The organism is Acinetobacter sp. YH12135 (assembly GCF_013418565.1).
In the GTDB taxonomy this organism is placed as follows: domain Bacteria; phylum Pseudomonadota; class Gammaproteobacteria; order Pseudomonadales; family Moraxellaceae; genus Acinetobacter; species Acinetobacter towneri.
The window spans coordinates 1-25377 of sequence record NZ_VPBU01000009.1; the positions used below are offsets into that span (position 1 = coordinate 1).

Below are 25377 nucleotides of genomic sequence, written 5' to 3' on the forward strand. Positions count from 1 at the left end.
GCCTATTTAAGTGATGTGCTGAAAAGGTTACCGACACACAAAGTGACCCAAATTGAAGAATTGCTGCCGCACTGCTGGAAACCTAAATCGAATTAAAAAATAGGTATGGGATTCAGCGGACGCTTACGCTGAATTTAGCCAGAGATTGTGTTTAAACAGTTTAAGCAAACTTGGCTAAAACTGCTAAAAAACCATCTTTTTGACGTGGAAATTCAGCAATCACATCGTGAATACGCTGACCTTCAGGATTAGTGGCATTGACATCGCGACCATCGGCAACAAATTGTGTCAATAGACGTTCATAGTCGCTTGGACGCATGTGTTTAAATGCGTGATAGAGTACGTGAAAATCTGCATTCACACCTGCAGGTGGAAGTTGATTCAAATAGGCAAATACACGTTCATCCGACCATGCTTCGTTAAAGGTCGCAGGTTGAGATAATGCCATGGCAATCTCCAGGTATTGTTCTATAAATAAAAAAGGCAAAATATGAGTTCACAAGCGGAAAAGTGTTTTAGTACACTTTATCTCGAAGCATAGCTTCTCGTCTTGCGACGGCAAAGTAAACTTTGTACATCCAGTCCACTCGAAGCACAGCTTCTCGTCTTGCGACTGGGCAAAGCAGTGCTTTGCTATTCCAGTCTCATATTCTGCCCTGATTCAATTTGCTTGACTAATCAGTATTCAGATTATCGCTCTTCAGGCAAATTGATATTCATTTCCAACATTTCAATATTGGCTTCTGAACGCACAGACATTTGAATATGTTGTTCATCGACACCACGCACGTAGCGATTTACCACTTGCATGATTTCTTTTTTCATCTGATCAATTTTGTCTTGGCTTAAGCGTTTACCTAGACCTTGTTCAGAAGCAACAATCACTTTTAAGCGATCTTTTGCTGTTTGTGCGCTAGATGGCTTATCTTCACCGCTAAATAATTTGCTCCAAAATCCTGCCATGTCTACGCTCCAAATAACCGTGCTAACCAACCTTTCGGTTTTGTTTCAATATGACGAAACGGACGTTCTTCACCCAAGAAACGTGCAACCAAGTCATCATACGCCTGACCTGCAGCAGCATCGCTATACAGAATGACAGGTTTGCCTTCGTTAGATGCTTGAAGTACGCTCTTACATTCAGGAATAACGCCTAAAGTTGGTACACGTAAAATATCTTTAGAAATGTCGTCAATGGTTAGCATTTCTTGTTTATCGGCACGTTCTGGGTTGTAACGTGTGATACACAAGTGCTTACGCACACGACCTTCGTTTTGTTCTACTTTTTTGGTTTTGCTGTCAAGCATACCAATAATACGGTCAGAGTCACGTACTGAAGAAATTTCAGGGTTGGTCACAATAATCGCTTCATCGGCATGGTACATTGCAAGAATGGCACCGCGCTCAATCCCTGCAGGTGAGTCGCAAATAATGTAATCAAATTCTTGTGCCAACTCATCCATGATACGTGCCACACCTTCATCGGTGAGGGCATCTTTATCACGGGTTTGTGAAGCTGGAAGAATATAAAGGTTTTCGATATCTTTATCGCGAATTAATGCTTGTTGTAAACGCGCTTCATTATTTAATACATTCACAAAATCATAAACAACGCGACGTTCACAACCCATAATTAAGTCAAGGTTACGTAAACCCACGTCAAAATCGATAACAACAGTTTTGTGACCACGTAGGGCTAAACCTGTTGCAAAAGATGCACTTGTAGTGGTTTTACCTACGCCACCTTTGCCTGATGTTACGACAACAATTTTCGCCACCGAATCCACTCCTGTTATGGTTTAAATTCCCCTATATTTTTTCGGGGATTTTTGGTGATTATTTATACATTAAAATTGTAGAGCTTCAAATACAAGCTCTTGGTTATCATTTAAGTAAATATGCACAGGTTTTTTAGTCACATGCTGAGGAATATCGTCCGCCACGCAATACGTGCCTGCAATAGATACCAATTCTGCTTCTAGGGAATGACAGAAAATTCGTGCTGCAATATTCCCGCCCGCGCCGGCAATGACTCTACCACGTACACTACCATAAATATGTATATTTCCTGAAGCAATCACTTCAGAACCGCTGTTAATGCCTGCGGTTAAAATAATGTCGCCCTGATGTTGTACCAAGCATTGGCCTGTACGCAAAATTTCATCGTGATAAGACGTAATATGCGCCACAGCAGGTGCAGTTTCAGCGACTTGATTTTCCGTCTGTTGCTGTTCTGCCGCAGGTTCAGGTTTTACTTCAACCACTTGTTCTTTGGTGGCTTTCACTTCCTGCAATGGACGGTCTTGCGGGATGACAGGGAACTGAATAGCACGTGCCTGATCTGCCATAATGCCTTCAGTCACAGCAATTGGCTGTGCTTCTAGGCTAATTAGCAATTGAATTAGCGCAATCAATTCTTGTTCGACTGAACTTTCAATGACCACCAAAACTCCTGGTGGAAATGATTTTTGCAACATTGGGCTTAGTTGCTGGCGGATCGCATCATGATCATTGGTGTCTAAGCTAATGCGAATCGCATTGACCAATCTGCCTTTTATCCGTATGTCAGCCATAATAATTCCTTAACACTTCTAACTTTGCTGGTTGTTGAAGTCATCTTATAAATAGAGCAAATCCTAGAACAAATTGGGTGAATTCTCTAGTTCAGTTACTAAAAATATTTCACATTGTTTTAGCTGAAATTATCGAAAGACCTTTATGAAATATCGTGTTGTTGTCCTTCATTTAAAATTTGTTGCCATTGTTTAACTTTTACTTGTTTGCGAATCGCTTCTAAACTTTCAAATATTGCCGATTCCACTAATTTATCAATATGCTGATTATGTTCAATCTCAATCTGACTAATTTTTTCAGCAATCATTTGATAAGTTGGATTTTATACTTGTTGATTCTGCTGTGCAAAAGGTTCAATTAAACCTTGGGTGATATTTTCGCCCAATCGTTGTCCGATACTTTGAATTTGCTGTTCAATACGTCCACCGACCAATGGAATCAGGCGCAGCAATTGCGTCAGTTCAGGCGTATCTTCAATGGCTTGATTCACCACCAACCCGACATTTTTCGCAATCATGTGACGCTGCATTTGTAATTCTTTGCCTAAGGATTCCTGCAAAATATCGGCTAGGGCAATCGCGAGTAATTGACGATGATGCTCGACCAAATCATCAATAAATTGTTTGTGAGTGGTACTGGTGGTCAATTCACGTTGCACACCATTAAGTACCGTGAGCACCACACGGCTACTCAGTTCTTCCATTAGCAAGTTGTAGTAAAAGTTGCCGCGTTTATACCAACTGTCTGGAATGACTTTATAGCCATGGCTATGCAGGTTGTAACCAATCGCGATGGCACGTAATAAACGTAAAAAACGCAATTGCGGAATAATTGCAAGAATTTCATACCAGTGAATAAACGGGAAAAACCACCAACGCTGATGATGTTTGAAAATAATTGCAATACCCCAACGCACGCCCAACTCTACAATTAAAAACGTGGTAAACCAGCCTTCGGTAATCACCACCCAAGGGCGCAATTCTGTTCGATAAAACTGTAAAATTTCAGGTAGACGAATAAAATCGAACAACCATTCGCCAAAATCACTCATTAAAATGGCATTGGCACTTAAACAGAACAAGTTAAAGATGATTAAACCCATCAAAAACAAGTCATAAGCCAAGGCAATTTTCCATCCCCATGAATCTTTACGCAGGGGATGAAAAGAGGATTTGATGACAGGTTCTTCAGACTTTTTCATGGCGTACCTGAATGGTTATGCAGTCGGAGCTGCAAGTTTTTGTTGCATGCTTTCAATCAATTGATCTTTTTCCAGCCACAGTTCATGCACCCATTGCTGAAAACGCTCACGATATTCAGTATCATCTTCGTAATTGCCGCCCAACACCCAAGCTGGAATATTAATTTTGCGTAAATTCACCGCAATGCGCGGCACCTCACCTAACCAAAACTCGCTATAGCCCGGCACGCCATCTGGGTACACAATGGTCATATCTACCAAGGCATCAATTTGATCACCCAAAATATTCAATGCCAAAGCTAAACCACCAGCTTTTGGCTTTAATAAATGTTGATAAGGCGATTGTTGTTGATCATGTTTTTCTTGGGTAAAGCGTGTGCCTTCTAAATAATTCAGCAGGGTAAAGGGCTGACTTAATAACTGTTGGCAGGCTTTACGCGCTTCTTCCATATCGCGGTCTTTCAGCTCAGGTTTTTTGGCAATTTGTGCTTTGCTGTGACGCTTCATCATTGGGAAGCCTAAAATTTTAAAGGCTTGTCCTACAAAGGGAATAAAGATCAGTTCCCACTTGGTAAAAAAGCGGGTCAATGGCATACGGGTTAAGCCAAAATACTGATTTACTGTGGTATCGACCCAACTTTGATGGTTACAGGTCATGAGATAACGACCTTGCATGCTCAGTTGCAAATCTTCATCAATGCTGATATCCCATTGGGTATTGGGTAATACATGATCAATCAGCCAGTTGTTTACACTGAGCCAACTGTTGGTAATTTGAATATTGGTTTCATCGACCTTACGTGACTGCTTTAACAGTTTGGTTAAGCCCAAAGCCAACACAGGAGGGCCGTGAAAAAATGTACTGCCAGTGATGACTGTACCCACGGTGAGACCTTTTGTGATTTTTTTTAATAAAGGGTGTTTCTTTGCTTGCGATGACATATAAATCAATCCTGAAGATAAATCGTCCAATGCGTCACGTGTTTGTAGATGACTCCAATATAAATGTTGTTTTTAAAATAAAAAAGTGTTGAAGTGAAAGTGTGTAGAAATTGTGATGAAGTTATACCAAGATTTGTACATGATCATGTATATTTGTAAGTAAAAGTTTTTTTATTAACAAAAAATCAATGGTCTAAGTATATTTTTTCATTCAATATTCAGCATATACAACAAAACACAAGTAAGGAGGCATGCCATGCGTGCATTAGCAATTTCGGCAGCAGTCGTAGGGGCAATGGTTTTAACTGGTTGTCAAACGACTGGTAACAACCTTGGTGGTATGGAATATGACAAAACTGCGTTAGGCACAGTAATTGGTGCTGCTGCAGGTTATGGGGTCTCTAAAAGTAACGCAAATACAAGTGCACAAAACAACCGTGCTGCAGCAATTGGTGCTGTAGTGGGTGCTGCTGCGGGTGTTTATCTTGACAATAAAGAAAAACAACTTCGTCAACAAATGGCTGGTACAGGCGTAGAAGTAAACCGTAATGCCGATGGTTCTGTTGGCTTGATCATGCCGGGTAACATCACGTTTGATACTAACAAATCAAACATCAAACCAAACTTCTATTCTACCTTGGACAAAGTAGCGCAAACGCTAACCCAAGATAACAAGAGCGGTATTTTGGTAACAGGTTTTACTGACAGCACTGGTAACGACGCAATCAACATTCCATTGTCACAAGCACGTGCACAATCGGTTGCAAACTACTTGGCTAGCCGTGGTGTATCAACTTCACGTATTAATGCACAAGGTCACGGTGCTGCAAACCCAATCGCATCGAATGCTACTGCAGAAGGTCGTGAGCAAAACCGTCGTGTAGAAATCAGCATTTATGCAATCCAATAATCTGGCATTGTATAGATTGTAAAGAACCGCCTTCGGGCGGTTTTTTTATGCAAGCAATTTCTAGGGTCTACTCAGCAAATAGACAATGACGTCTAAAGTAGCATTTTAGATTAGTCATCTTTGGCGGAGATGACTATAATCGAGCTCGAACCGAAATAGAGGAAATACTATGACACTGGCAAGTCAGTTAAACGACAAGCAACTTGAAGCGATGAAATACACTCAAGGACCCTTGTTAGTGCTTGCAGGTGCAGGTTCAGGCAAAACTTCGGTGATTACCCGAAAAATTGCCTATTTGGTTAAGCATTGCGGGATTCCTGCGCATCGTATTACAGCGATGACTTTTACCAACAAAGCAGCACGAGAAATGAAAGAGCGTGTGACCAAATTGTTGTCACGTGAAGAAGCTAAAGGATTATCGGTTTCGACTTTCCACACCTTTGGTCTGAATTTATTACGTCATGAATTAAAACACACGCCGTTAAAAGCCAACTTCTCTATTTTAGATGCCGATGACTGCAAACGTATTCTGATGGATTTAATGCACCGCGATAATTTGTCGGGTGCAGAAAGCAAAGAATTGATTGCCAAAGCCATGAAGATGATTTCAGACTGGAAAAATGATCTGATTGCACCAGAGCAGGCGCATACCACCTGCGAAACGCCAGAAGACATCCAGTTTGCACATTTATATCAACTTTATGAACGTAATTTACGTGCCTATAACGCGGTAGATTTTGATGATTTAATTGTAATGCCGACACGACTTTTGCAAGAAAATGCCGAAGTGCGTGACAAGTGGCAAAACCGTGTTCGTTATTTATTGGTCGATGAGTATCAGGACACCAACACCGCACAATATATCTTGGTGAAATTACTTGTGGGCGTAATGGGGCAGTTCACTGCGGTAGGTGACGACGACCAATCGATTTACGCTTGGCGCGGTGCGAAGCCTGAAAATATGGCCTTGCTGAAAGATGATTTCCCGAATTTAAAAGTGATTAAACTTGAGCAAAACTATCGCTCGACCAGTCGCATTTTAAAAGCGGCCAACACCGTCATTGGCAATAATCCACATATTTTTGACAAAAAACTGTGGTCAGATAAAGGTCATGGTGAAGTGATTCGGGTAATTACATGCCGCAATGATGATGATGAATCAGAACGCGTGGTTAAAGACTTACTCACGCATAAACTGATGAATGGTAAAAGCTGGAAAGATTATGCAATTTTGTACCGAGGGAACTTTCAGGCACGTATTCTGGAAACCCAATTACGTCAAATGCAAATTCCTTACAAGCTTTCGGGGGGGCAGTCATTCTTCGCACGTGCTGAAATCAAAGACATCATGAGTTATTTGCGTCTGATTATTAACCCTGAAGATGACAGCGCATTCTTACGCATTATTAACACGCCTAAACGCGCGATTGGTCCTGTGACTTTGGAAAAACTAGGGCTGTTTGCACAGGAAAACCATTTGTCATTATTGGCTGCTGCAGGTGATCAGCGCCTAACCATGGCAATTCCGAAAAAAGCCACGACGCAGTTGGCAGAGTTTTCAGATTTTATTAGCAATTTTACGCGTAACTTATTGGAAGATGATGAACCTGTGCCAATCATCCGTCAAATGATGCTCGAAGCAGGTTATATCGACTACATTAAAGAGCAAGCAGCTACCCCTGCGCAGGAAAAAACCAAGCTAGATAATATCGAAGTTCTATATAGCAGCATCCAAAGTTTGATTAACCGTGCTGAAGATGTCGATGAAAAGAATATTGAAAGCGTGATTCGTAAAATGGTGCTGCTCGATATGCTCGAACAGCAACAGGAAGAAGAAGACACCGATAAAGTCAATTTGCTAACTCTGCATGCGTCCAAAGGTTTGGAATTTCCGTATGTGTATTTGATTGGCTTGGAAGAAGAGCTTTTGCCGCATAAAAACTCAATTGTGGCAGATACCGTCGAAGAAGAACGCCGTTTAATGTACGTAGGGATTACTCGTGCACGTCAGGGCTTAACCATTACTTTGGCAGAGCAGCGCAAAGCGGGCGGGCAAATGAAACAAATGACCCCAAGTCGTTTTTTGGATGAATTACCACAAGATGAATTGGAATGGCTCGGACGTAAGAAAAAGTTAGCCGGTGATGTCGATCCGAAATTACAGGCACAGCATTATTTGGAAAATTTACGTGCCTTAATCAAGCGCTAATTTTTTGAAAATACTTAGGGCATTGATGCAAGTACAGCATCAAATGGCACATCGAAAATCGAAAGAAAATTGAAAATTTAAAAACAGGATAAACTTCATGAAAGTTCAAGTTAAAGTCTTAGATTCACGTTTAGGCACAGAATGGCCAATGCCAACTTATGCAACCGCAGGTTCGGCAGGTTTGGACTTACGTGCTTGTGTAGACAGCAGCACCGTGATTGAGCCGGGTCAAACAGTCTTGGTCAAAACAGGTTTAGCGATTTATATTCAAGATACAGGTTTTGCAGGCATGATTTTGCCGCGTTCAGGCTTGGGTCACAAACATGGCATCGTGTTGGGGAACTTGGTGGGTTTGATTGATTCAGATTATCAGGGTGAATTGATGGTTTCGGTGTGGAACCGTAGCCAAACAGCATTTAGCTTAGAACCTGGTGAGCGTTTAGCGCAATACGTTTTGGTTCCTGTGGTACAGGCCAAGTTTGAACAAGTAGATGAATTTGTTGCCACCGAACGTGGTGCAGGTGGTTTTGGGCATACGGGCAAAAACTAAGTTACTTAGGTTTCAGCCTATATCGTTTGGTAAAGTTTTATCTGAAACTTTACCAACAATTCTTGAAAAGTAACGAAAGATGTACTAATAATGACAAGTAAATCACTAGCTCTGATGAGACCATTGCACATCTATTAAAAAATCTAATTAGAATTTTCAAAATATCTCGAGCCAAGATTTATTCACTTTATGTTGGCTCATCTTTGTAGTTGTAAGCCTATGAACAATCCACAAACACTTTTTCCTCAGCATATTTTTCGCGCTTACGACATTCGTGGCAAAGAAACTGTGCTGACCGCGAAATTGGTACACGCCATTGCACAAGGATTGGTGCAACAATATCAACAAGAAAAGCAAACTCAAATTAGTATTGGTTATGATGCGCGTTTAAATAGCCCCGCTTATGCTGAAATTATGCGCCAAGTCTTTCTTGCCCATCAATTTCAAGTGACGATGGTGGGTTGTTGTTCTAGCCCGATGTTGTATTTTATGGCACGACACACGGCAGGCAATGGCATTATGCTTACGGCCAGTCATAATCCAAAATCAGACAACGGCATTAAATGGATTGTGCAGGGCGAACCGCCAACCCCTGAAATGATTCAACACGTGGCACACGATGCAGCGCCATATTATTTAAATACCGATGCAGCACCATCCATCGCCTCACAACACGCCACCAATATTTCACATGAATTTATTGAAGATGCGTGTCAGCAATATCAGCAGGCAATGTTGAACGATATTCAACTGGCGGGCACTTTTAAAGTGGTTTTAGATGGGATGTATGGTTCGGCAGGTCATTGCGCTGCTTTGGTTTTGCAAAAAATGGGCTGTGAGGTGATTGCTTTACGCTGCGAAGCCAATGGTCATTTTCCAGAACATGCACCCGATCCATCACAAGAAAAACACTTACAACATTTAAAAGCTGCGGTGCGTGAACATCAGGCGGACATTGGCATTGCTTTAGATGGCGATGGTGATCGTGTCGTCCTCTTGGATGAACATGCCAATGTGCTTTCAGCAGATCGTTTGCTGTCTTTATTTGCAGAAATGTGTTTAAAAACTCATCCTCAGCATCAAGTGGTGTTTGATGTAAAATGCTCCACTATGGTGCGCAATACCGTGCGTGATTTGGGTGGCGAAGCGGTGATGATTCGCACGGGCAGTACCTTCTTGCGGCGTTATTTGGCGCAGTCGCAAGGCAAGGCTGTGTTCGGTGGCGAATACGCAGGACATTATGTATTCAATGATGGACGTGGTTTTGGCTATGACGATGGTATTTACGCAGCGCTGCGCGTGTTGGAATATTTAAGCCACAGTAATTACAGCAGCCTTTCGGCATTGATGCAGAAATACCCTGAGCGTTGCTGCACTGAAGACACGTATATCAGCACACGGAATATTGAACCGAGTGCGGTTTTAAATGATGTTGAAAGTTCTAGCCATCGCAGTGGTGCAGAATTAAGTAAAATAGATGGTGTAAGACTTGATTTTGAAGATGGATTTGGCATTATTCGAGCATCCAATACAGGCGAATATTTTACGGTGCGTTTTGATGCCGATAATCCATCACGACTGAATGATATTCGCGATACATTTGTTTCCATGTTAAGTGAGCGATACCCTGAAATCGCCCAAGACATTTTAGATGCTCAATAAGGAGAGGCGAATGCCACATCAACAGACTGGTATCGACAAAGCGCAAATTTTGACTGAAGCTTTGCCGTATATTCAACGTTTTGCGGGCAAGACCCTTGTTGTGAAATATGGCGGCAATGCCATGACCGATCCTGAGCTGGAAAGTTCTTTTGCTCGTGATATCGTGTTGTTAAAGACTGTAGGCTTAAACCCGATTGTGGTGCATGGCGGTGGCCCACAAGTGGATTCTATGCTCAAGCAATTGGGACGTGAGTCTGACCGTATTGATGGCATGCGTGTCACCGATCCTACGACTATGGAAGTCGTAGAAATGGTCTTGGGTGGTAGCGTCAACAAATCTATCGTCAATCTGATTAACCAACATGGCGGTCGTGCCATTGGTTTGACGGGTAAAGATGGTAACTTGATTCGCGCACAAAAATTATTGATGCAAAAAACTACTGAAACAGGCGAAGTACAACAAATTGACCTTGGTTTGGTGGGTGAAGTGGTGGGTGTCAAAACCGACGTGTTGGAAATGTTTACCAGCAGCGACTTTATTCCAGTGATTGCACCTTTAGGTGTCGATGATGCAGGCAATACCTATAACATTAATGCCGATTTAGTCGCAGGTAAAGTTGCCGAAGCATTGGGTGCGGAAAAGTTAATTTTGCTGACCAATATTACGGGTGTATTAGACGAAAATAAAAACCTGTTAACTGGTTTGACTACGCAGGAAGTAGATCGTTTAATTGATACAGGCGTGATTTACGGTGGCATGATTCCAAAAGTGGGTTGTGCATTGGATGCAGTTAAAGGCGGTGTAATCAGTGCACATATTGTAGATGGTCGTGTGCCACATGCTACTTTATTGGAAATCTTTACTGATCATGGTGTGGGAACATTAATTACCAACCGTGTCCAAACGCGTAAATAAAACTCTATAAGATGATCCCTAAAAGAGCTTCACAATTGAAGCTCTTTTTTATGTCAAATTTACGGCAAGAAACTGAAATTTTGTTGATTCAGCATCCTTGAAATTGCTTTGCACCTATCCTGCAATCTTAAAATTGTAGTCGCTAAAATCGCGGTCATCATAGTGTCATGCTGCTGTCCTAGTGTAGGAGAAAACATGAGGTATCTATGATGCTACAAAAATTAAATCAGTATCGTCAGCAGTTTAGCTTTCCTATGGTTAAAGTGGGTAAAGCACAGAAAAAAAACAGCAAAGCTACGCAATATGCGTTTGAATGGGTTGAAAATTTAAAGCAACTACAAGAAGTACAGCGCTTTCGTGCACAGCAATTTTCCAAGCAATTTGGCATTGAATTTGAATCGGCTTTAGATCAGGACTTGTACGATTTTGGCTGTGAACACGCCGTACTCAGAGATAAATCTACGGGTGAAATTGTTGCTTATACTCGTTTAAAACTTTGGCAAGGGCATGAGCTAGCCAACAGTTATAGTGCGCACGAGTTTAAAATTATAGATGAGTTAGGGCATCTCTCGAATATTGTCGAAATGGGGCGTACTTGTGTGCATCCACGTTATCGTTCAGGCAAAACACTCTCTATTTTATGGCTGAATTTAGTGCCTAAAGTGTTATGGGAAATGCGTGCCAAACACATGATTGGCTGTGTCAGTATTCGTTTGGAAGGTAATGAAGCACGCGCGTATCATACCCATCAAGCGATTCAACAATTGGCAGAAAATCAACGCTGCGATATTCAGTCACAGCAGCCGTTTGAGCCAAGTTGTCCAAGTCATAGCTTTAGCCAAGATGAACGAATACCTAAACTGTTTGATGTTTATCTGAAAATGAATGCTAAGCTGTCTGAGCAAGCATTTTATGACCGTGAGTTTAACTGTCTAGATTATTTTGTTTTGTTAGATGTGAAACAAATGGCGAAACATTTTATTCGCCAAAAGAAAGTGAAAGCATCTTAACTAGAATAATTAAGCAGAGATTTCTACAGCACTGCATATCTATGAAGTGGTACTGTAGAAATCTATTTATATTTTTCAGATTTGAATTATCCACATGGCTGATGCACAATAATCAGATAATTTCATTATTTGTATAAAGATAAGGCCTTATGTGTCAGTTGCTTGGAATGAATTGTGCGACACCTACCGATATTACCTTTTCATTTCGGGGATTTTCGCAGCGCGCAGGAATCACCTCAGATCATTCTGATGGCTTTGGCATTGCTTTTTTTGAAGATAAAGCTTGCCGTTTATTTGTCGATAACCAGTCTGCAGTGGAGTCACCCATTGCAGAATTGATCCGTAACTATCCCATCAAATCGCGTAATGTGATTGCCCATATTCGTAAAGCGACACAAGGCAAAATTAATTTAGAAAATTCACATCCGTTTAGTCGTGAGTTGTGGGGACGCCAGTGGATTTTTGCCCATAATGGTGATTTACATGACTTTCATCCACGTTTATCAGGTCGTTTTACCCCTGTGGGCAATACCGACAGTGAACGTGCATTTTGTTATTTGTTAGATCAATTGGTAAATCATTTTGGTTATGATGAACCGAGCCTGACGCAAATTTTTGACTTGTTAGCCGAAATTTCTCCTAAAATTGCAGAACATGGCACTTTTAATTTTTGTTTGTCCAATGGTCAGGCATTATTTAGTTATGCGGTGACCAAATTACATTGGTTGGTGCGTGCTTATCCATTTCAGCCTGCACAATTAATTGATTTAGATGTTGAGGTTGATTTTAGCCAAGTCACCACAGCAGAGGATTGTGTGGCAGTGATTACCACTGAACCCTTGACTCAAAATGAAACTTGGACTGCATTTCAACCTGGCGAAATGATTTTATTCCAGCAGGGGCGTCCTGTTAAATCGCAAATGACGCATATTGAGCGTTTGGAACGTGAGCGTTTGAACCCTGAATTAAGGCGTGTGACCAAAGCTGATCAATATTAATCAGCCCGAGTCGTATATGTGAAAAATATTCATTTTATTTAGGTGTTTTTTCTTAAAATCAAGAATAAAAATGTGTGAATTGATTAATTAATAATTGATTCTTTTGGTCGGGTATTGCTATTGTTTTTAATGTAAATCAATTGGTTATGTTCGTTTTTAGTGGTTTTGGTTAATCCCTACTAAACCACTTCATTTTTATTTGTGCTAAATGCGGCTACCATTCATCAACGTGATTAATCATTTATTTCTGTAGGGTGATCGTATGAAGATGAAGTGGGTTCCAGAATACAATACTGGTATCGATGTGATTGACGATCAGCATAAACGTATCCTCGATTATATTAATGAAATTGTTGAAATTGGCGATGGTACTGATCGAGCTCGTGTAAAGCAGATTTTAGATAATATTATTGATTACACTCAATCCCATTTTACTTTTGAAGAGTCATTGCAAGAAGAAGCGGGTTATAAATACCGTGTACCGCATAAACGCGTGCATGATTTATTTATTAAGAAAATTGAATCTTACCGTGATCGTTTTGAGATGGGACATTCGATTGAAAGTGAATTACATGAAGTTTTATCTAAATGGTTAATTAATCATATTCAACACGATGATGCCGATTATGTGGGCGCTGTGAAAGAAAATATGATGGGTATTATTAAAGAAAAAGAGCAGAAGAAAGGGAAGGGGTGGTTTGCTCGTTTCTTCTCGTAATGACAAATACTGTTTACGCACAATATTGAATTGATGTGATAACAAGTGCTACAACAAAAATTATAAATTTGCGCAGCAAACTGTCTTTAGATAGTTTGCTTTTTTCTTTTTTGAGGTTTTGCTTTTCCTTGATGACAAAGGCAAAATAGCCGTAGATTTTTATTAGGACAGCATCATGCAGGACAATGCTATGTCACGATGGTTATCGCCGCTGATGGCATTTGGTTTATCTTTTATTATTATTGCCACTTTGGCACCTATGACCGGTATTCAGGTTGAGCGTCAGCTCGATTTTTGGTTACTTTGGTTGGGTACCATGGTGATTTTGGCATTACCAATCACCTATTTAGAAATTGCTTTAGCCAAGCGCTCTAAAAGTACCGCACTACAGGCATTGTCTGGTTTAACCCGTGATGCAGATGCTTCACCAAAATGGCGTATTGTAGGTTGGCTTGCGGTGGTGTTTATTCCGTTTTTGGCAGGTGGTTTGTTGTCTAATGCTGCGCAAATTTTAAATCAATATGCCGCTGCAGACTTGGCTAGTCATGTCTTGTTTGTGATTGTGGCTATTTTCGCACTGGCATTGTCATTAGTGCCGCGTCAAATTTTATTGCTATGTACCGCTGTTGCTGTTGTGGCGGCTTTGGTTTTATCGATGGTGATGGGTTCAGAACTCCCTGCATGGCAAGTCACCTCAATTGAGTTTAGCGAATGGGGCAGTGCAACCGTTTTGGCTTTGGTGGCCAGTGGTTTAGGCATGGGCTTGTACTGGCAAACTAGTTTGCCGCAAGTACAGCAACAATCTGCAGCAACTTCAACGGTATTGCCAATTTGGATTGCTCAGCTATTGGCAGTCGTTGCTTTTGCATTCTTTGCCGTGCAAGCACAAATTCCAGCATTGGCTTTGGTGGTGGCAACTGTTGCAGCAGCAGCGGTTTTATTACAATTGGCACGTGAACAATTGGCACAACGTCAAATGGTGGTTGCGATTCAGTGGGTTGTATTGATTGCAGCAACTTTGGCTTGGGCAATTCCTGCCATTAGTCCTGTATTTAATTTTGCCTTATTGCTTTGGGGCTTAGTTATTTGTTTGATTTACGCTATTTTTGCAGGCTGGATTATGAAAATCAGCCATTTGCGTAAAGCCATGAACTTTAGCAGTGAAGCCTTTTATAACATTTGGCGTATTGCGGTACGTGTGGTGTTACCTGTATCTATCGTAGTGGCGATGGTGGCGTTAATTGGACAGTGGATCGCATGAGTCAAATGGCGCAGGTTTGGGTGGCGTATGCCACACCCGAACAACAATGGCATGTGGCTGTCGCATTTCAGCAGGGCATGACTGTACTGGATGCAATTCAGCAGAGTGGACTTGTGACAGCAACGACTTTACCTGAACCGTTGATGCTGGGTATTTTTGGTGTACGGGTTGAGCCGCAGCATGTATTACAAGCAGGTGATAGGGTTGAGATTTATCGTGCTTTGACCATTAACCCGAAAGATATTCGTCGTAAACGTGCCGCAAAGAACCCAGTAGGGCGTTATGCCAAAAGCAATCGCTTGAGACAATTGCAATGATTTAAAAAACCCCTCAGATGAATTTCAGTGAGGGGTTTCTTTTTATTCTAAAGCGGCTATAGTGGTGGCGCGTTGAGAATCGCTTCTTTCGATCCTGGTAGGCCTGGTTGAGATTCTGGAATCGTTTCCAATCCTTCAACTTTTTCTACAATACCATTTTGATTGAAAAAGATTTTCAAATGCTGACCATGCGCGGCAGGGATCTTGGCTTTTTTAGCATAAGTTCCTGGGATATAGTTGTAAATGTAGTCCCAACGTAATGGATTCATCGGGTCGGCGATGGTAGGACTGCCCAGCAAAAAGCGGACTTGTTGATGACTCATACCGACTTGGACTTTAGACGCTTGAGCTTGGGTTAAAGGTGTACCCTGTGGAATATCGACTTTATAAACGCCCAAGGTCGAACAGCCTGCGAGCAGTGAAGTGACCAATAACGTCAACATGATTTTTTGCATTTTGCTACACTATCCCAAATTAATTATGATGCATTTGATCTTGATCCAGTGTTAGATCATACTGCATCTTAACTTTGTTGCATATTCCAACTTTAATTTTGTTGAGAGACCTTTTTTCATGCCTATTTCAAATCAAGAATTACGCAAAGCTGGACTTAAAGTTACCCTTCCACGAATTAAAATCTTAGAATTATTAGAAAATTCAAAACAACATCATTTAAGTGCAGAAGATATCTACAAAACTTTACTCGATCAGGGTGAAGATGTGGGTTTAGCAACTGTGTATCGTGTGTTAACACAGTTTGAAGCTGCAGGCATTATTGAGCGTCATAATTTTGAGAACAATCATTCTGTGTTTGAAATTATGCAGGAAGATCACCACGACCACTTGGTTTGCTTGAACTGTAGCAAAGTGGTTGAATTTATTAACGATACCATTGAAAAAGAACAGCATGATGTGGCAGAGAAATTTGGTTTTGAGCTCACAGGGCACTCGCTGAATTTATATGGTTATTGTGATGCGCCAGAATGTCGTGAAGCCTTACGCAAGAAATAATTTGCTGTAAGCATAAAAAATAGGCTTCCGTATGGAAGCCTATTTTGTTTGTGTTTAAGCATTGTTGCGAAGTTATTGCCCATCGAAGGTAATATTCGAAGTTGCATGTAACAAGCGCTCGCCACCTTCTTCTGCAAGTTTGATTTGTAGACGCAAATCGTTTGGCGAGTCGGCGTGTTTAAGTGCATCTTTGTAGCTAATTTGCTTGGCTTTATAGAGGTCGTATAAAGCTTGGTCAAAGGTTTGCATACCCAACTCACGTGAACGCTTCATCAGGTCTTTAATTTCGTGCACATCACCTTTACGGATTAAATCTGCAATCAGTGGTGAGTTAATTAAAATTTCAATCGCAGCACGACGTGAGTTGCCATCAATGGTTGGAATTAACTGCTGTGCCACAATCGCTTTCAGGTTTAGCGATAAATCCATGAACAACTGGTTATGACGGTCTGCTTCAAAGAAGTGAATAATACGGTCAATTGCTTGGTTAGCGTTGTTGGCGTGTAGGGTGGCAAATACCAAGTGACCTGTTTCGGCAAAGGCAATTGCATAATCCATGGTTTCGCGGGAACGAATCTCACCAATCAGAATTACATCAGGCGCTTGACGCAAGGTATTTTTTAATGCGATTTCAAAGGAGTCGGTATCAATCCCGACTTCACGCTGGGTAATAATACAGCCTGCATGTTCATGCACAAATTCAATCGGGTCTTCAATGGTAATGATATGACCTTTGGAATTTTGGTTGCGGTAACCAATAATAGACGCTAAAGAGGTCGATTTACCTGTACCTGTCGCACCTACAAAAATGATGATGCCACGTTTGGTCATCGCCAAATCTTTGAGAATAGGTGGCAGTTTCAAGTCATCCATGGTCGGGATTTTGGTTTCAATCCGACGGAGTACCATGCCCGGCTCATCACGTTGTTGGAATGCGCTGACACGGAAACGTGCTGTTTTTTCACGGTTGGTAATCGCAAAGTTACATTCACGGGTTTCGGCAAATTCCTTGCGCTGTTTTTCACTCATAATTGAGTTAAGCAGCTGACCGACAATTTCACCTGTAAGTTTACTTTTGGCTACAGGCACAATTTGTCCATGAATTTTCATGGAAGGTTCAACATCGGCTGTAATAAACAAGTCAGACGCTTTTTGCTGAATCATTAAATTCAGTAAATCATTAAAGTCCATCGCGTATCTCGAATTTTAAACTTATAAGAATGATTCAGGCTGTTTTGCAACCGTACGAGCCGTTTGTGGGCTAATCACACCGCGCGATACCAAGTTTTTCAAACTCTGGTCAAGGGTGGTCATACCGTAGTTGGCACCAGTCTGAATTGCCGAGTACATTTGAGCTACTTTGTTTTCACGAATCAGGTTACGCACTGCAGGAATACCAATCATGATTTCATGCGCAGCTACACGACCACCACCATTTTTCTTGAGCAGGGATTGTGAAATGACGGCTTGTAAAGATTCAGACAACATGGCACGTACCATGTCTTTTTCTTCGGCAGGGAATACGTCAATCACACGGTCAATGGTTTTTGCTGCAGAGGTGGTGTGTAGCGTACCAAATACCAAGTGACCCGTTTCAGCAGCAGTCAGTGCCAAACGAATGGTTTCTAAGTCACGCATCTCACCCACTAGAATAATGTCAGGGTCTTCACGCAGTGCCGAACGTAATGCTTCGTTAAAGCCATGCGTATCACGGTGTACTTCTCGTTGGTTAACCAAACATTTTTTAGATTGGTGTACAAATTCGATTGGGTCTTCGACGGTCAGAATATGGTCGTAGCGATTGTCATTAATAAAGTCAATCATCGCGGCAAGTGTGGTTGATTTACCTGAACCCGTTGGGCCTGTCACCAATACCAAACCACGTGGATATTCACAAATATCTTTAAAGATTTGTCCCATGCCTAAATCTTCAAGGGTCAAAACTTTAGAAGGAATGGTACGGAATACTGCACCTGCACCACGGTTTTGGTTAAATGCGTTCACACGGAAACGAGCCACGCCTGGGACTTCAAAAGAAAAGTCCGTTTCTAGATTTTCTTCATAATCACGACGTTGTTTATCATTCATAATGTCGTACACTAATTTGTGTACTTCTTTATGTTCTAATGCTGGTAAGTTAATTCGACGAATTTCACCATCCACACGAATCAGTGGTGGCATGCCCGCAGATAAGTGTAAATCCGAAGCGCCGTTTTTAGCGGAGAACGCCAATAATTCTGTAATATCCATGAAAGTCCCCGAGATCAATTAAATCTTAATTATTTTGATAGAATAATACGGCTTTCCATCAGCTTAACCAACTGTTAGTTGCTGGACAAGGTAAAAAAAGATGAATGAAATGAGAAATGCATCAATGAATAATCTGCAGCTTATGCGCACTCAGGTTTTGCAACAAATTCAACAGGCATGCCAGTTGGCACAGCGCGAGCCAAATACGGTGCAATTGTTGGCAGTGTCTAAGACTCATCCGAGTGAAGCCTTGCGTGAAATGTATGCGACAGGGCAGCGCGCTTTTGGCGAAAATTATTTGCAAGAAGCTTTGGATAAAATGCAGGCCCTGAGTGATTTAGAAATTGAATGGCACTTTATTGGGCATGTGCAGCGCAATAAAACCAAACATTTGGCAGAAAAATTTGCATGGGTGCATGGGGTAGATCGTTTGATTATTGCCGAGCGTTTATCGAATCAGCGCGATGCTCAACAAGTGCCCCTGAATATTTGTTTACAAGTAAATATTGATGCGCAAGACACGAAGGATGGTTGTCAGCCGAGCGAAGTTGCAGAATTAGTCCGACAGATCAGCCAATTACCGCATTTAAAACTACGCGGTTTGATGGTGATTCCTGCACCTGATCATCCTCAAGCTTTTCAAGATGCCAAACAATTGTTTGATGCAGTGAAAGCACAACATGCACAACCTGAAGATTGGGATACTTTGAGTATGGGGATGTCGGGCGATTTAAATGCCGCAATTGCAGCAGGTTCAACTATGGTACGGATTGGTACAGCATTGTTTGGCGCACGTGACTATTCCAAGGCTTAATTGCTAGATGAACAAAGAATCTGCCAAGATTTTGCAAACATTATCTTGTACGTTTTGGCTGACATGAAATGCGGAATTTTGCGGCTAGTGCTGAAGGTTGGATTTTCTTAATATGAACTTATCGGGAAACAGGGAGTTTCCTAAATAAGAAGAATAAGAAATAGAACAACACGGAAGTGCTTGGTACGACAGGAGTTATACCAAAAACTGAATCTAGAAAGCCTCGACAGGATGTCGAGGCTTTTTTAGTTATGTATGCTGTAAAGCTGTCAAAGTTTTGGCTTGTGTAGATTATTTTTAATAACCTTCACTATTTTTAGAAAGCGCCACTCCCGTCCAGTAAATAGGTGAAGTAGACATTCAAGATTTATTTTCTATCCAGATTCGAATACGGGCAATCAGTAAAAATAGCAAAAAACAGAACTGAAAGAAGCCTGTGAAAATGATGGTCCAACCGCTATTTCCAGGTGTTTTTCTTGCATCCAACTCAATGACTAAAGTGCAGACGGTGAGAATGATTTCAAAAATTAAAACCGCTTTAAAAACCCAAGGTTTAGGGAAACGTATTAACCATGTGAGAAAAATAATACTTAAACTGGGCAATACAGCAAAGAGAATAATCGTTTTTATATCCATAAAATTAAGTACTTAAAGTGTGTGTGATTTTAAAATAAATTCAATACAACTTCATGGAAGCCTAAAATCTGAAATCTCACAGTCATCTCAATAATTCTTCAATCGACAAATAATCTTCAGATTTTAGGCAGTATTGGCTTTAACCCACCACATTGACTTCACTTGCCCCTGCACCCACTGGTTTGACTTGAATTTGCACAGGAATTCGTTCGTGCATTTCCTGAATATGCGAAATCAGCACCACTTTACGTCCCTGACTTTGCAGATGGTCTAAGGCATTCATCACCATGTGCAAGGAAGTCGGGTCGAGAGTGCCAAAGCCTTCATCAATAAATAGCGATTCCAGTTTCATTGAGCCAGATGCCATATTGGCAATTGCCAGTGCCAAAGCTAAAGAAACCAAAAAGGTTTCGCCACCCGATAAAGACAGAACAGGGCGAATTTCACTGTTCATATCTAAATCAATAATCGCCAACCCCAAACTGTCAGGAATACGATGCAACTGATAACGCGAACTCAGTGGCAGCAATTGCTGATTGGCGTATTCCACCAAAATATCCAAGTGATGTTCTTGAGCAATTTTCTTAAATTTCGTACCTTCTTTATGCCCAATTAAATCGTAAATACGTCCCCAGCGGTATTCTTCAGCTTTGATACTTTCAATTTGAGTTTGATAGGTAGCAAAAATCCCTTGATTGGTGCTATTCAGGCGTAGCTGTGCCTCAATCTCATTATAGTTTTGCTGTTGTTTGGCTTTGTCTGTTTGCAGCGCTGCCAGTTGCGTGGTGACCTCGTCAAAACTCAGTTGTGGCTGTTGCTTTAAGTGTTTTTGATATTGCTCTTCCAATGTTTGCCAAGCCGTTTTAGCACTCTCCAAACTGTTTTGTTGTTGCTGCAGCATGTTGCGTATTTGCTGATGTTCGGCATAAGAAATCTGTAAACATTTATCAATGATGCTGGCTTGAAAATGCGTGTGTGTCGCTTGCCACGTTGCAATGTGTTGCTGACATTCAGTGTGTTGCTGCATGCGCTGTTGAATTCTACTATCCAAACCATGTTTTTGCAGTTGTAAGTCTTTTAACACCTGTTCTGCTTGATTAAGTACAGTTCGTTGTGTGCTAAGTGCAAGATTGAGTTGCTGTTGTTGCTGATCTAAAGCCTGCTGCCATTCTTGATAGGTCTGATATTCACATCCCGCATGAGTTCTTGTAAGCTGCTTAATTTGATCACGCAGCTCACTTCCTGCAGTTTTAATCTGCTGCAGTTGTAGGGTTTTCTCTGCATGTTGCTGTTGTAAAAATAGCAACTTTTCTTGCACTTGCTGCTGTTGTTGAGTCAGTTGTTCAATCGTTTTGCTCAGTTGAACTTGCTGCTGCTGCAAGTGATGACGTTGCTCTAACTGTTGTAAGGCATTTTGATAGTATTCAATCGGTTGATTGAGCCAAGCGTGTCTTTGTTCTGCATCTAAAAGCGACAAAATAGGCTGTAAACGCTGAGCGAGGTCTTGGCGTTGTTGAATAGCATATTTGAGTTGTTCTGCCTGCTGTGCAGCATTGCGCCATTGTTTCAGGGTATCGTTTGCTTGTTGAATACTCTGCTGCAAGTGTTGAGTGGATTGATGTGTTGTTGCCCAATGTTGCTGTACGTGTTCAATTTGCTTTGCAACAGGTAGCGCTGCATCCAAATCTAAAGATAAGGATGTTGCAAGCTGTTGCACCAATGTCTGTTGTTGTTCAAGTTGCTGTTGCAGTTCAAGACTGCGTTGTTGTTGTTGATGATAAGTTGCATCGTATTGACTGCGAGCACGCTCCAATTGTTGTAGCTGTTTTTGCGCATGCTCAAATTCAGTTTTGGCCTGCTGCAATTGCTGATCCTGCAATTGGTTTAAAGCGTCACTGAGTAAATTTTCATGCTGAATAAACGGATGTTCATGGCTGCCGCAGACCATACAGGCTTCATTCGGTTTTAATTGGGCACGTAAATCCTGCACACTTTGATGCTGCAATAAACGCTGCTGTTCAAAAATCTGCTGTAATTGTTGCAAGGCTTGTTCAGTAATTTGCACTTGCTGCTGTTGGGTTTGAATTTGAGTCTGTGTCTGCTGTTGCAGACTTAAAGTTTCTTGCTGACGCTGTTGTAACTGCTCAAATAGGGTGGTCTGTTGTTGCCATTGTTCAAGTGCCTGTTGCAAGCGCTCTAAAACATGCACACTCTTTAAAGCATGTTGTAATTGCTGTTGCTCTGCCGTGAGTTGCTGCTCAAGTTGTTCAGGATGTTGATATTGTTTTTCCCAAACCAACAGTTGTTGCTGTGTATGTTGTTGTTGCTCAATTAAAGTATCTAATGCAGATTGGAACAGCGTAGGGTTTTGCTGACGTAGCTGCTGTTCAAGCTGCAAATAATCTTGCAGACGTTGCAACGTAAGGGCTAAATTATCATCAAAATTTGCCCATGCCGCAGTCTGTTTGAATTGCTGTTGTAAATGTTGCTGTTGTTGTTGCTCGGTTGCAAGTTGAGTCGTCAGTTGCTTCAAATTATTTTGCACAGGCTGAATTTGCTGCTCTGCAAATAATTTTTGTGCAGCATCCAAAGCGGTATATTGTTGAAGTTTGCTAGAAATTTCATGTTGTAACTGTGCCGCAATTTCAAGTTGTGGTTTCAATTGTTCAACATGCTGCTGCCATGCCTGAAGGTCTTTTTCCGCTTGCTGTTGCTGACTAATCGCTTGCTGTTGTGCGTATTCCGCTTGTTGCAAGTTTGGTTCAAATTTCAAAAGCTGCTGATTCAGATTTTTTAGCTCGGTATCTGCTTGCTGACGCAAGACAAATTGCTCGCGGATGGTTTGAAATTCATCTAAATGTTTGAGCAATTGTTTTTGAGAGGCGAGTTTAAGATCGGCATCGACTTGAACATCGTATATTTCTTTTTTAGCTTGGGTGCTGGCATAGAGTTCATGGCAATCTTTGTGCCATTTCACATCATTTTCATACAGTTTTTCGGTTTGGGTCAGCAAAGCTAATTGTTGACTTAGGTCATGTTGTTGGGTTTCTAAGTCTTTTAGTGTTTCATCGCTGAGGAGCACCACATGCCCCATGACATTTTCAAGATCTGTTCGCTTTTGTTTAATTTCACTAAATTTAACGGCTGCACGTTTACTGACTTCGGTAAAAATTTGCGAATTGGTTAAATATTCAAGTAAATCTGCCCGTTCATGGTCTTTGGCTTTTAAAAATGCCCCAACTTCCGATTGTGCCAATAATACTGCGCGTGTGAATTGCTCAAAACTAAGACCAATCAGTTGTTCTACAATCGGCGTAGCTTCAGAAATTTTTTGATTTAAAACCCGTTGTTCATCTAAGCAGGTGATGGCACGTTCAACTTTTAAGTTCCCATCCACTTTATTGTGCGCACGGCGAATTTGCCAACGTGCCGAATAGCGTTTTTGATCAAGCGCGATAAATTCAAGTTCTGCAAAGCCAGAAGTCGTACCACGACGTAAAATATGTTTAGAATCTTTTAAGGAAATTTCTTTGCCTGCGGTATCGGTCAGGCTGCCTGTTGCACCTCTCAAACGTGGAATTTCGTCATAAAGTGCCAAACACATGGCATCCAGCAAAGTCGATTTGCCTGCACCAGTTTTGCCCGTAATTGCAATTAAACCTGCCTGTGCCAGTGGCTCATCTTCAAAATTGATGACATGCGTGCCTGCCAAAGATGCCAAATTATTTAAACTTAAACGTAAAATTTTCATGGTAAATCCTTAAGCTTTATTCTGATCAAGTTCTTGTTGGGCTTCGGCCAAAAGCTGTAAAAAATCTTGGCTCACTTCTGGGTCAGGTTGATAGCCCATTTTTTCCCATAAATCTAAAAATAATTTTTCAGGCGTAGGCGGCTCTAAATCAATTTTTGATTGTTGCACGTTCGAGTTTTCACAGTTTTGAAAGCGTCGTGCAATGCGCAGTAAACGATAGCGGTTGGCAGGCAGTGCTTGTTCAATTTGTTGGCGTAAATCAATGGGTGGCGGGGCATCGCTGATATATTCAATTTCTAAAAAATGCCGTGCGCAAACTTCTGCAATTTCATCTTTTGGCAATTTATTCAGTTCGGTGATTAATTCAGAAAGTTCACAGCGAATCCGAAGCAGCTCTACCGTACGTGGAATAAGCAAGCTTTCATATTGGAAACGCTGTGCATCTGCCTGTAATGGATCAATCCTAACTTCAAGGACTTGGTGTTTATAATTCAGCTCGCTAAATGATAAAGGGATGGGTGAGCCGCTATAGCGAATGTGTGGCTGTCCGACCTGTTGCGGTTTGTGTAAGTGTCCGAGTGCGACATAGTCAATCACCTCATCAAACAGCGCAGTCGATAAGGCTTCTTCATTCCCCACTACAATTGGGCGTTCTGAGTCGGAAGTTTCGCCACCTTGCATGTGTGCATGTGACATTAAAATCAGGGCTTGATTTGGCTGTTTACGAGCTTTGGCTTCTGCAATCAGTTGTTGATGTAAGTAAGCAACCGCAGATTGATTGTCACTGCTATGTTCATTTAAACCTGTAATTTCTGCACTGCGTAAATAGGGCAGGGTCAGACACCATGCCACAATATTTTGCGCAGCGTCATAAATAGGCACTAGGAGTTTATCTAAATCTAATTTTTGCTCGGCTGTTTTACCAATCACGCCCACAGCTTTGGCGTTGAAGCGGTCTAAAAAGGGTTCAACTTGCTCAATGCGATACCCAGAGTCATGATTGCCTGCAATCATTAAGGTTTGCATGTGTGGAGCAAGCACATGCGCATCGGTAAGGAATTGATAGAGTTGTTTCTGAGCGCTCGAAGCAGGATTGACCACATCAAAAATATCGCCTGCTATGAGCAGGGCATTCGGCTGTTTGCTTTTAATTTGAGTTAAGAGCCAATTTAAAAATTCAGTATGTTCATATTCACGTTCATGGTGATGGAAAAATTGCCCCAAATGCCAATCAGACGTATGTAAAAAATGAACAGCCATGCGTGTTCCAATCTTGATGTTGAATTATGGGATAACTTAACATAACTGAGCGCAACACTGCGGCAAAAAACCAGTTTTCTGCTTTTAAAGCGACAATTTAGGTCGCAGAGATTTTAAAGAGAAGGGAAAGTAAAATCTGTCGTGATCTGTATAGAAAAATATAGAGAGTTAAAATACTGATGTTAGAAAGGCTAAAAAAAGACCTTAAAAAATAAAGACCGACGATTCGAGTGATGATGAAATCGTCGGTCAAAGAAAAACTTGCGATACAGTAAAGCTTTGGCTGCTGTTCAAAGCATGACTGTATGCGATTTATTGCTTTAGTCAGGTCACCGAAAATATTGTGGATGCCATACACATTAACGGTTGTTGTGACCTTGTAGCCTA

Annotated in this window: 24 protein-coding genes and 1 pseudogene; 13 read left to right on the forward strand and 12 right to left on the reverse strand. The window is 41.4% G+C overall.

Annotated features, from left to right (window positions below; translation table 11 throughout):
* Positions 1-96, forward strand: a 96-nt coding sequence (locus FTU70_RS06565) for a transposase domain-containing protein (protein WP_004785112.1), incomplete at its 5' end; no start/stop codon positions are given.
* Between the two features lie 64 nt (positions 97-160).
* Here FTU70_RS06565 and FTU70_RS06570 read toward each other — a convergent pair.
* From FTU70_RS06570 to FTU70_RS06595, 6 genes and pseudogenes are all read right to left on the reverse strand, one after another.
* Positions 161-448, reverse strand: coding sequence for a PA4642 family protein (locus tag FTU70_RS06570; protein ID WP_004975291.1), 288 nt, complete (start codon positions 446-448; stop codon positions 161-163).
* Between the two features lie 242 nt (positions 449-690).
* On the reverse strand, positions 691-963 hold the full coding sequence (gene minE, locus FTU70_RS06575; protein WP_096902698.1) for a cell division topological specificity factor MinE: 273 nt from the start codon (positions 961-963) through the stop codon (positions 691-693).
* Between the two features lie 2 nt (positions 964-965).
* On the reverse strand, positions 966-1778 hold the full coding sequence (minD, locus tag FTU70_RS06580; RefSeq protein ID WP_096902697.1) for a septum site-determining protein MinD: 813 nt from the start codon (positions 1776-1778) through the stop codon (positions 966-968).
* Positions 1779-1847: 69 nt separating this feature from the next.
* The gene (minC, locus tag FTU70_RS06585; protein ID WP_096902696.1) at positions 1848-2573 is read right to left on the reverse strand and encodes a septum site-determining protein MinC; all 726 of its coding nucleotides are present in this window, start codon (positions 2571-2573) and stop codon (positions 1848-1850) included.
* 143 nt (positions 2574-2716) lie between these two features.
* A pseudogene (locus tag FTU70_RS06590) lies at positions 2717-3775 on the reverse strand (preprotein translocase subunit SecA).
* A gap of 15 nt (positions 3776-3790) precedes the next feature.
* Entirely contained in the window at positions 3791-4717 is a 927-nt protein-coding gene (locus tag FTU70_RS06595; protein ID WP_004975299.1) for an acyltransferase, read from the reverse strand.
* A gap of 256 nt (positions 4718-4973) precedes the next feature.
* On the opposite strand from FTU70_RS06595, the gene FTU70_RS06600 reads away from it, so the two are divergent.
* The 10 genes from FTU70_RS06600 to FTU70_RS06645 all read left to right on the forward strand — a co-directional run bounded on the left by FTU70_RS06600 (position 4974) and on the right by FTU70_RS06645 (position 15268).
* Positions 4974-5627 carry an OmpA family protein gene (locus FTU70_RS06600; RefSeq protein ID WP_004975301.1) on the forward strand — a complete coding sequence of 218 codons (654 nt, stop codon included), beginning with the start codon at positions 4974-4976 and terminating at the stop codon, positions 5625-5627.
* A gap of 169 nt (positions 5628-5796) precedes the next feature.
* Complete coding sequence (locus tag FTU70_RS06605; RefSeq protein ID WP_179991299.1) at positions 5797-7836, forward strand: UvrD-helicase domain-containing protein; 2040 nt, start codon at positions 5797-5799, stop codon at positions 7834-7836.
* Between the two features lie 97 nt (positions 7837-7933).
* Positions 7934-8386: a dUTP diphosphatase gene (dut, locus tag FTU70_RS06610; protein WP_004975307.1), complete on the forward strand. Its 453-nt coding sequence runs from the start codon at positions 7934-7936 to the stop codon at positions 8384-8386.
* Between the two features lie 219 nt (positions 8387-8605).
* A complete protein-coding gene (locus FTU70_RS06615; RefSeq protein WP_004975308.1) occupies positions 8606-10048 on the forward strand; it encodes a phosphomannomutase/phosphoglucomutase in 1443 nt (480 codons plus the stop codon).
* A gap of 10 nt (positions 10049-10058) precedes the next feature.
* The gene (gene argB / locus FTU70_RS06620; protein WP_004975310.1) at positions 10059-10964 is read left to right on the forward strand and encodes an acetylglutamate kinase; all 906 of its coding nucleotides are present in this window, start codon (positions 10059-10061) and stop codon (positions 10962-10964) included.
* 209 nt (positions 10965-11173) lie between these two features.
* Positions 11174-11974, forward strand: coding sequence for a GNAT family N-acetyltransferase (locus tag FTU70_RS06625; protein WP_168710353.1), 801 nt, complete (start codon positions 11174-11176; stop codon positions 11972-11974).
* Between the two features lie 149 nt (positions 11975-12123).
* A complete protein-coding gene (locus FTU70_RS06630) occupies positions 12124-12972 on the forward strand; it encodes a class II glutamine amidotransferase (RefSeq protein ID WP_180060363.1) in 849 nt (282 codons plus the stop codon).
* Between the two features lie 262 nt (positions 12973-13234).
* Complete coding sequence (locus FTU70_RS06635) at positions 13235-13690, forward strand: bacteriohemerythrin (RefSeq protein WP_168418238.1); 456 nt, start codon at positions 13235-13237, stop codon at positions 13688-13690.
* Positions 13691-13865: 175 nt separating this feature from the next.
* Positions 13866-14951, forward strand: a complete 1086-nt coding sequence (locus FTU70_RS06640; RefSeq protein ID WP_180060364.1) for a hypothetical protein — start codon at positions 13866-13868, stop codon at positions 14949-14951.
* On the forward strand, positions 14948-15268 hold the full coding sequence (locus FTU70_RS06645) for an RnfH family protein (protein WP_004975319.1): 321 nt from the start codon (positions 14948-14950) through the stop codon (positions 15266-15268). The genes FTU70_RS06640 and FTU70_RS06645 overlap by 4 nt, the downstream gene beginning before the upstream one ends.
* 56 nt (positions 15269-15324) lie before the next feature.
* Here the strand turns inward: FTU70_RS06645 and FTU70_RS06650 are convergent, their stop codons facing one another.
* The gene (locus FTU70_RS06650) at positions 15325-15723 is read right to left on the reverse strand and encodes an outer membrane protein assembly factor BamE (RefSeq protein ID WP_004975323.1); all 399 of its coding nucleotides are present in this window, start codon (positions 15721-15723) and stop codon (positions 15325-15327) included.
* Positions 15724-15841: 118 nt separating this feature from the next.
* On the opposite strand from FTU70_RS06650, the gene fur reads away from it, so the two are divergent.
* Positions 15842-16279: a ferric iron uptake transcriptional regulator gene (fur, locus tag FTU70_RS06655; protein ID WP_004975325.1), complete on the forward strand. Its 438-nt coding sequence runs from the start codon at positions 15842-15844 to the stop codon at positions 16277-16279.
* A gap of 72 nt (positions 16280-16351) precedes the next feature.
* Here fur and FTU70_RS06660 read toward each other — a convergent pair whose 3' ends face one another.
* The gene (locus FTU70_RS06660) at positions 16352-17470 is read right to left on the reverse strand and encodes a PilT/PilU family type 4a pilus ATPase (protein WP_104852406.1); all 1119 of its coding nucleotides are present in this window, start codon (positions 17468-17470) and stop codon (positions 16352-16354) included.
* A 21-nt stretch (positions 17471-17491) separates the two neighbouring features.
* Entirely contained in the window at positions 17492-18529 is a 1038-nt protein-coding gene (locus FTU70_RS06665; protein ID WP_004975327.1) for a type IV pilus twitching motility protein PilT, read from the reverse strand.
* A gap of 124 nt (positions 18530-18653) precedes the next feature.
* Here FTU70_RS06665 and FTU70_RS06670 point away from each other — a divergent pair, with 124 nt between their 5' ends.
* Positions 18654-19343 (forward strand): YggS family pyridoxal phosphate-dependent enzyme, encoded by a 690-nt coding sequence (locus tag FTU70_RS06670; protein WP_131261727.1) that lies wholly within the window; start codon positions 18654-18656, stop codon positions 19341-19343.
* A 360-nt stretch (positions 19344-19703) separates the two neighbouring features.
* On the opposite strand, the gene FTU70_RS06675 is transcribed toward FTU70_RS06670, so the two are convergent.
* The 3 genes from FTU70_RS06675 to FTU70_RS06685 form a co-directional block, all read right to left on the reverse strand.
* Entirely contained in the window at positions 19704-19979 is a 276-nt protein-coding gene (locus FTU70_RS06675; protein ID WP_004975329.1) for a hypothetical protein, read from the reverse strand.
* A gap of 139 nt (positions 19980-20118) precedes the next feature.
* On the reverse strand, positions 20119-23730 hold the full coding sequence (locus FTU70_RS06680) for an AAA family ATPase (protein ID WP_180060365.1): 3612 nt from the start codon (positions 23728-23730) through the stop codon (positions 20119-20121).
* 9 nt (positions 23731-23739) lie between these two features.
* The gene (locus FTU70_RS06685; protein WP_167846202.1) at positions 23740-24990 is read right to left on the reverse strand and encodes an exonuclease SbcCD subunit D C-terminal domain-containing protein; all 1251 of its coding nucleotides are present in this window, start codon (positions 24988-24990) and stop codon (positions 23740-23742) included.
* Between the last annotated feature and the right edge of the window lie 387 nt (positions 24991-25377).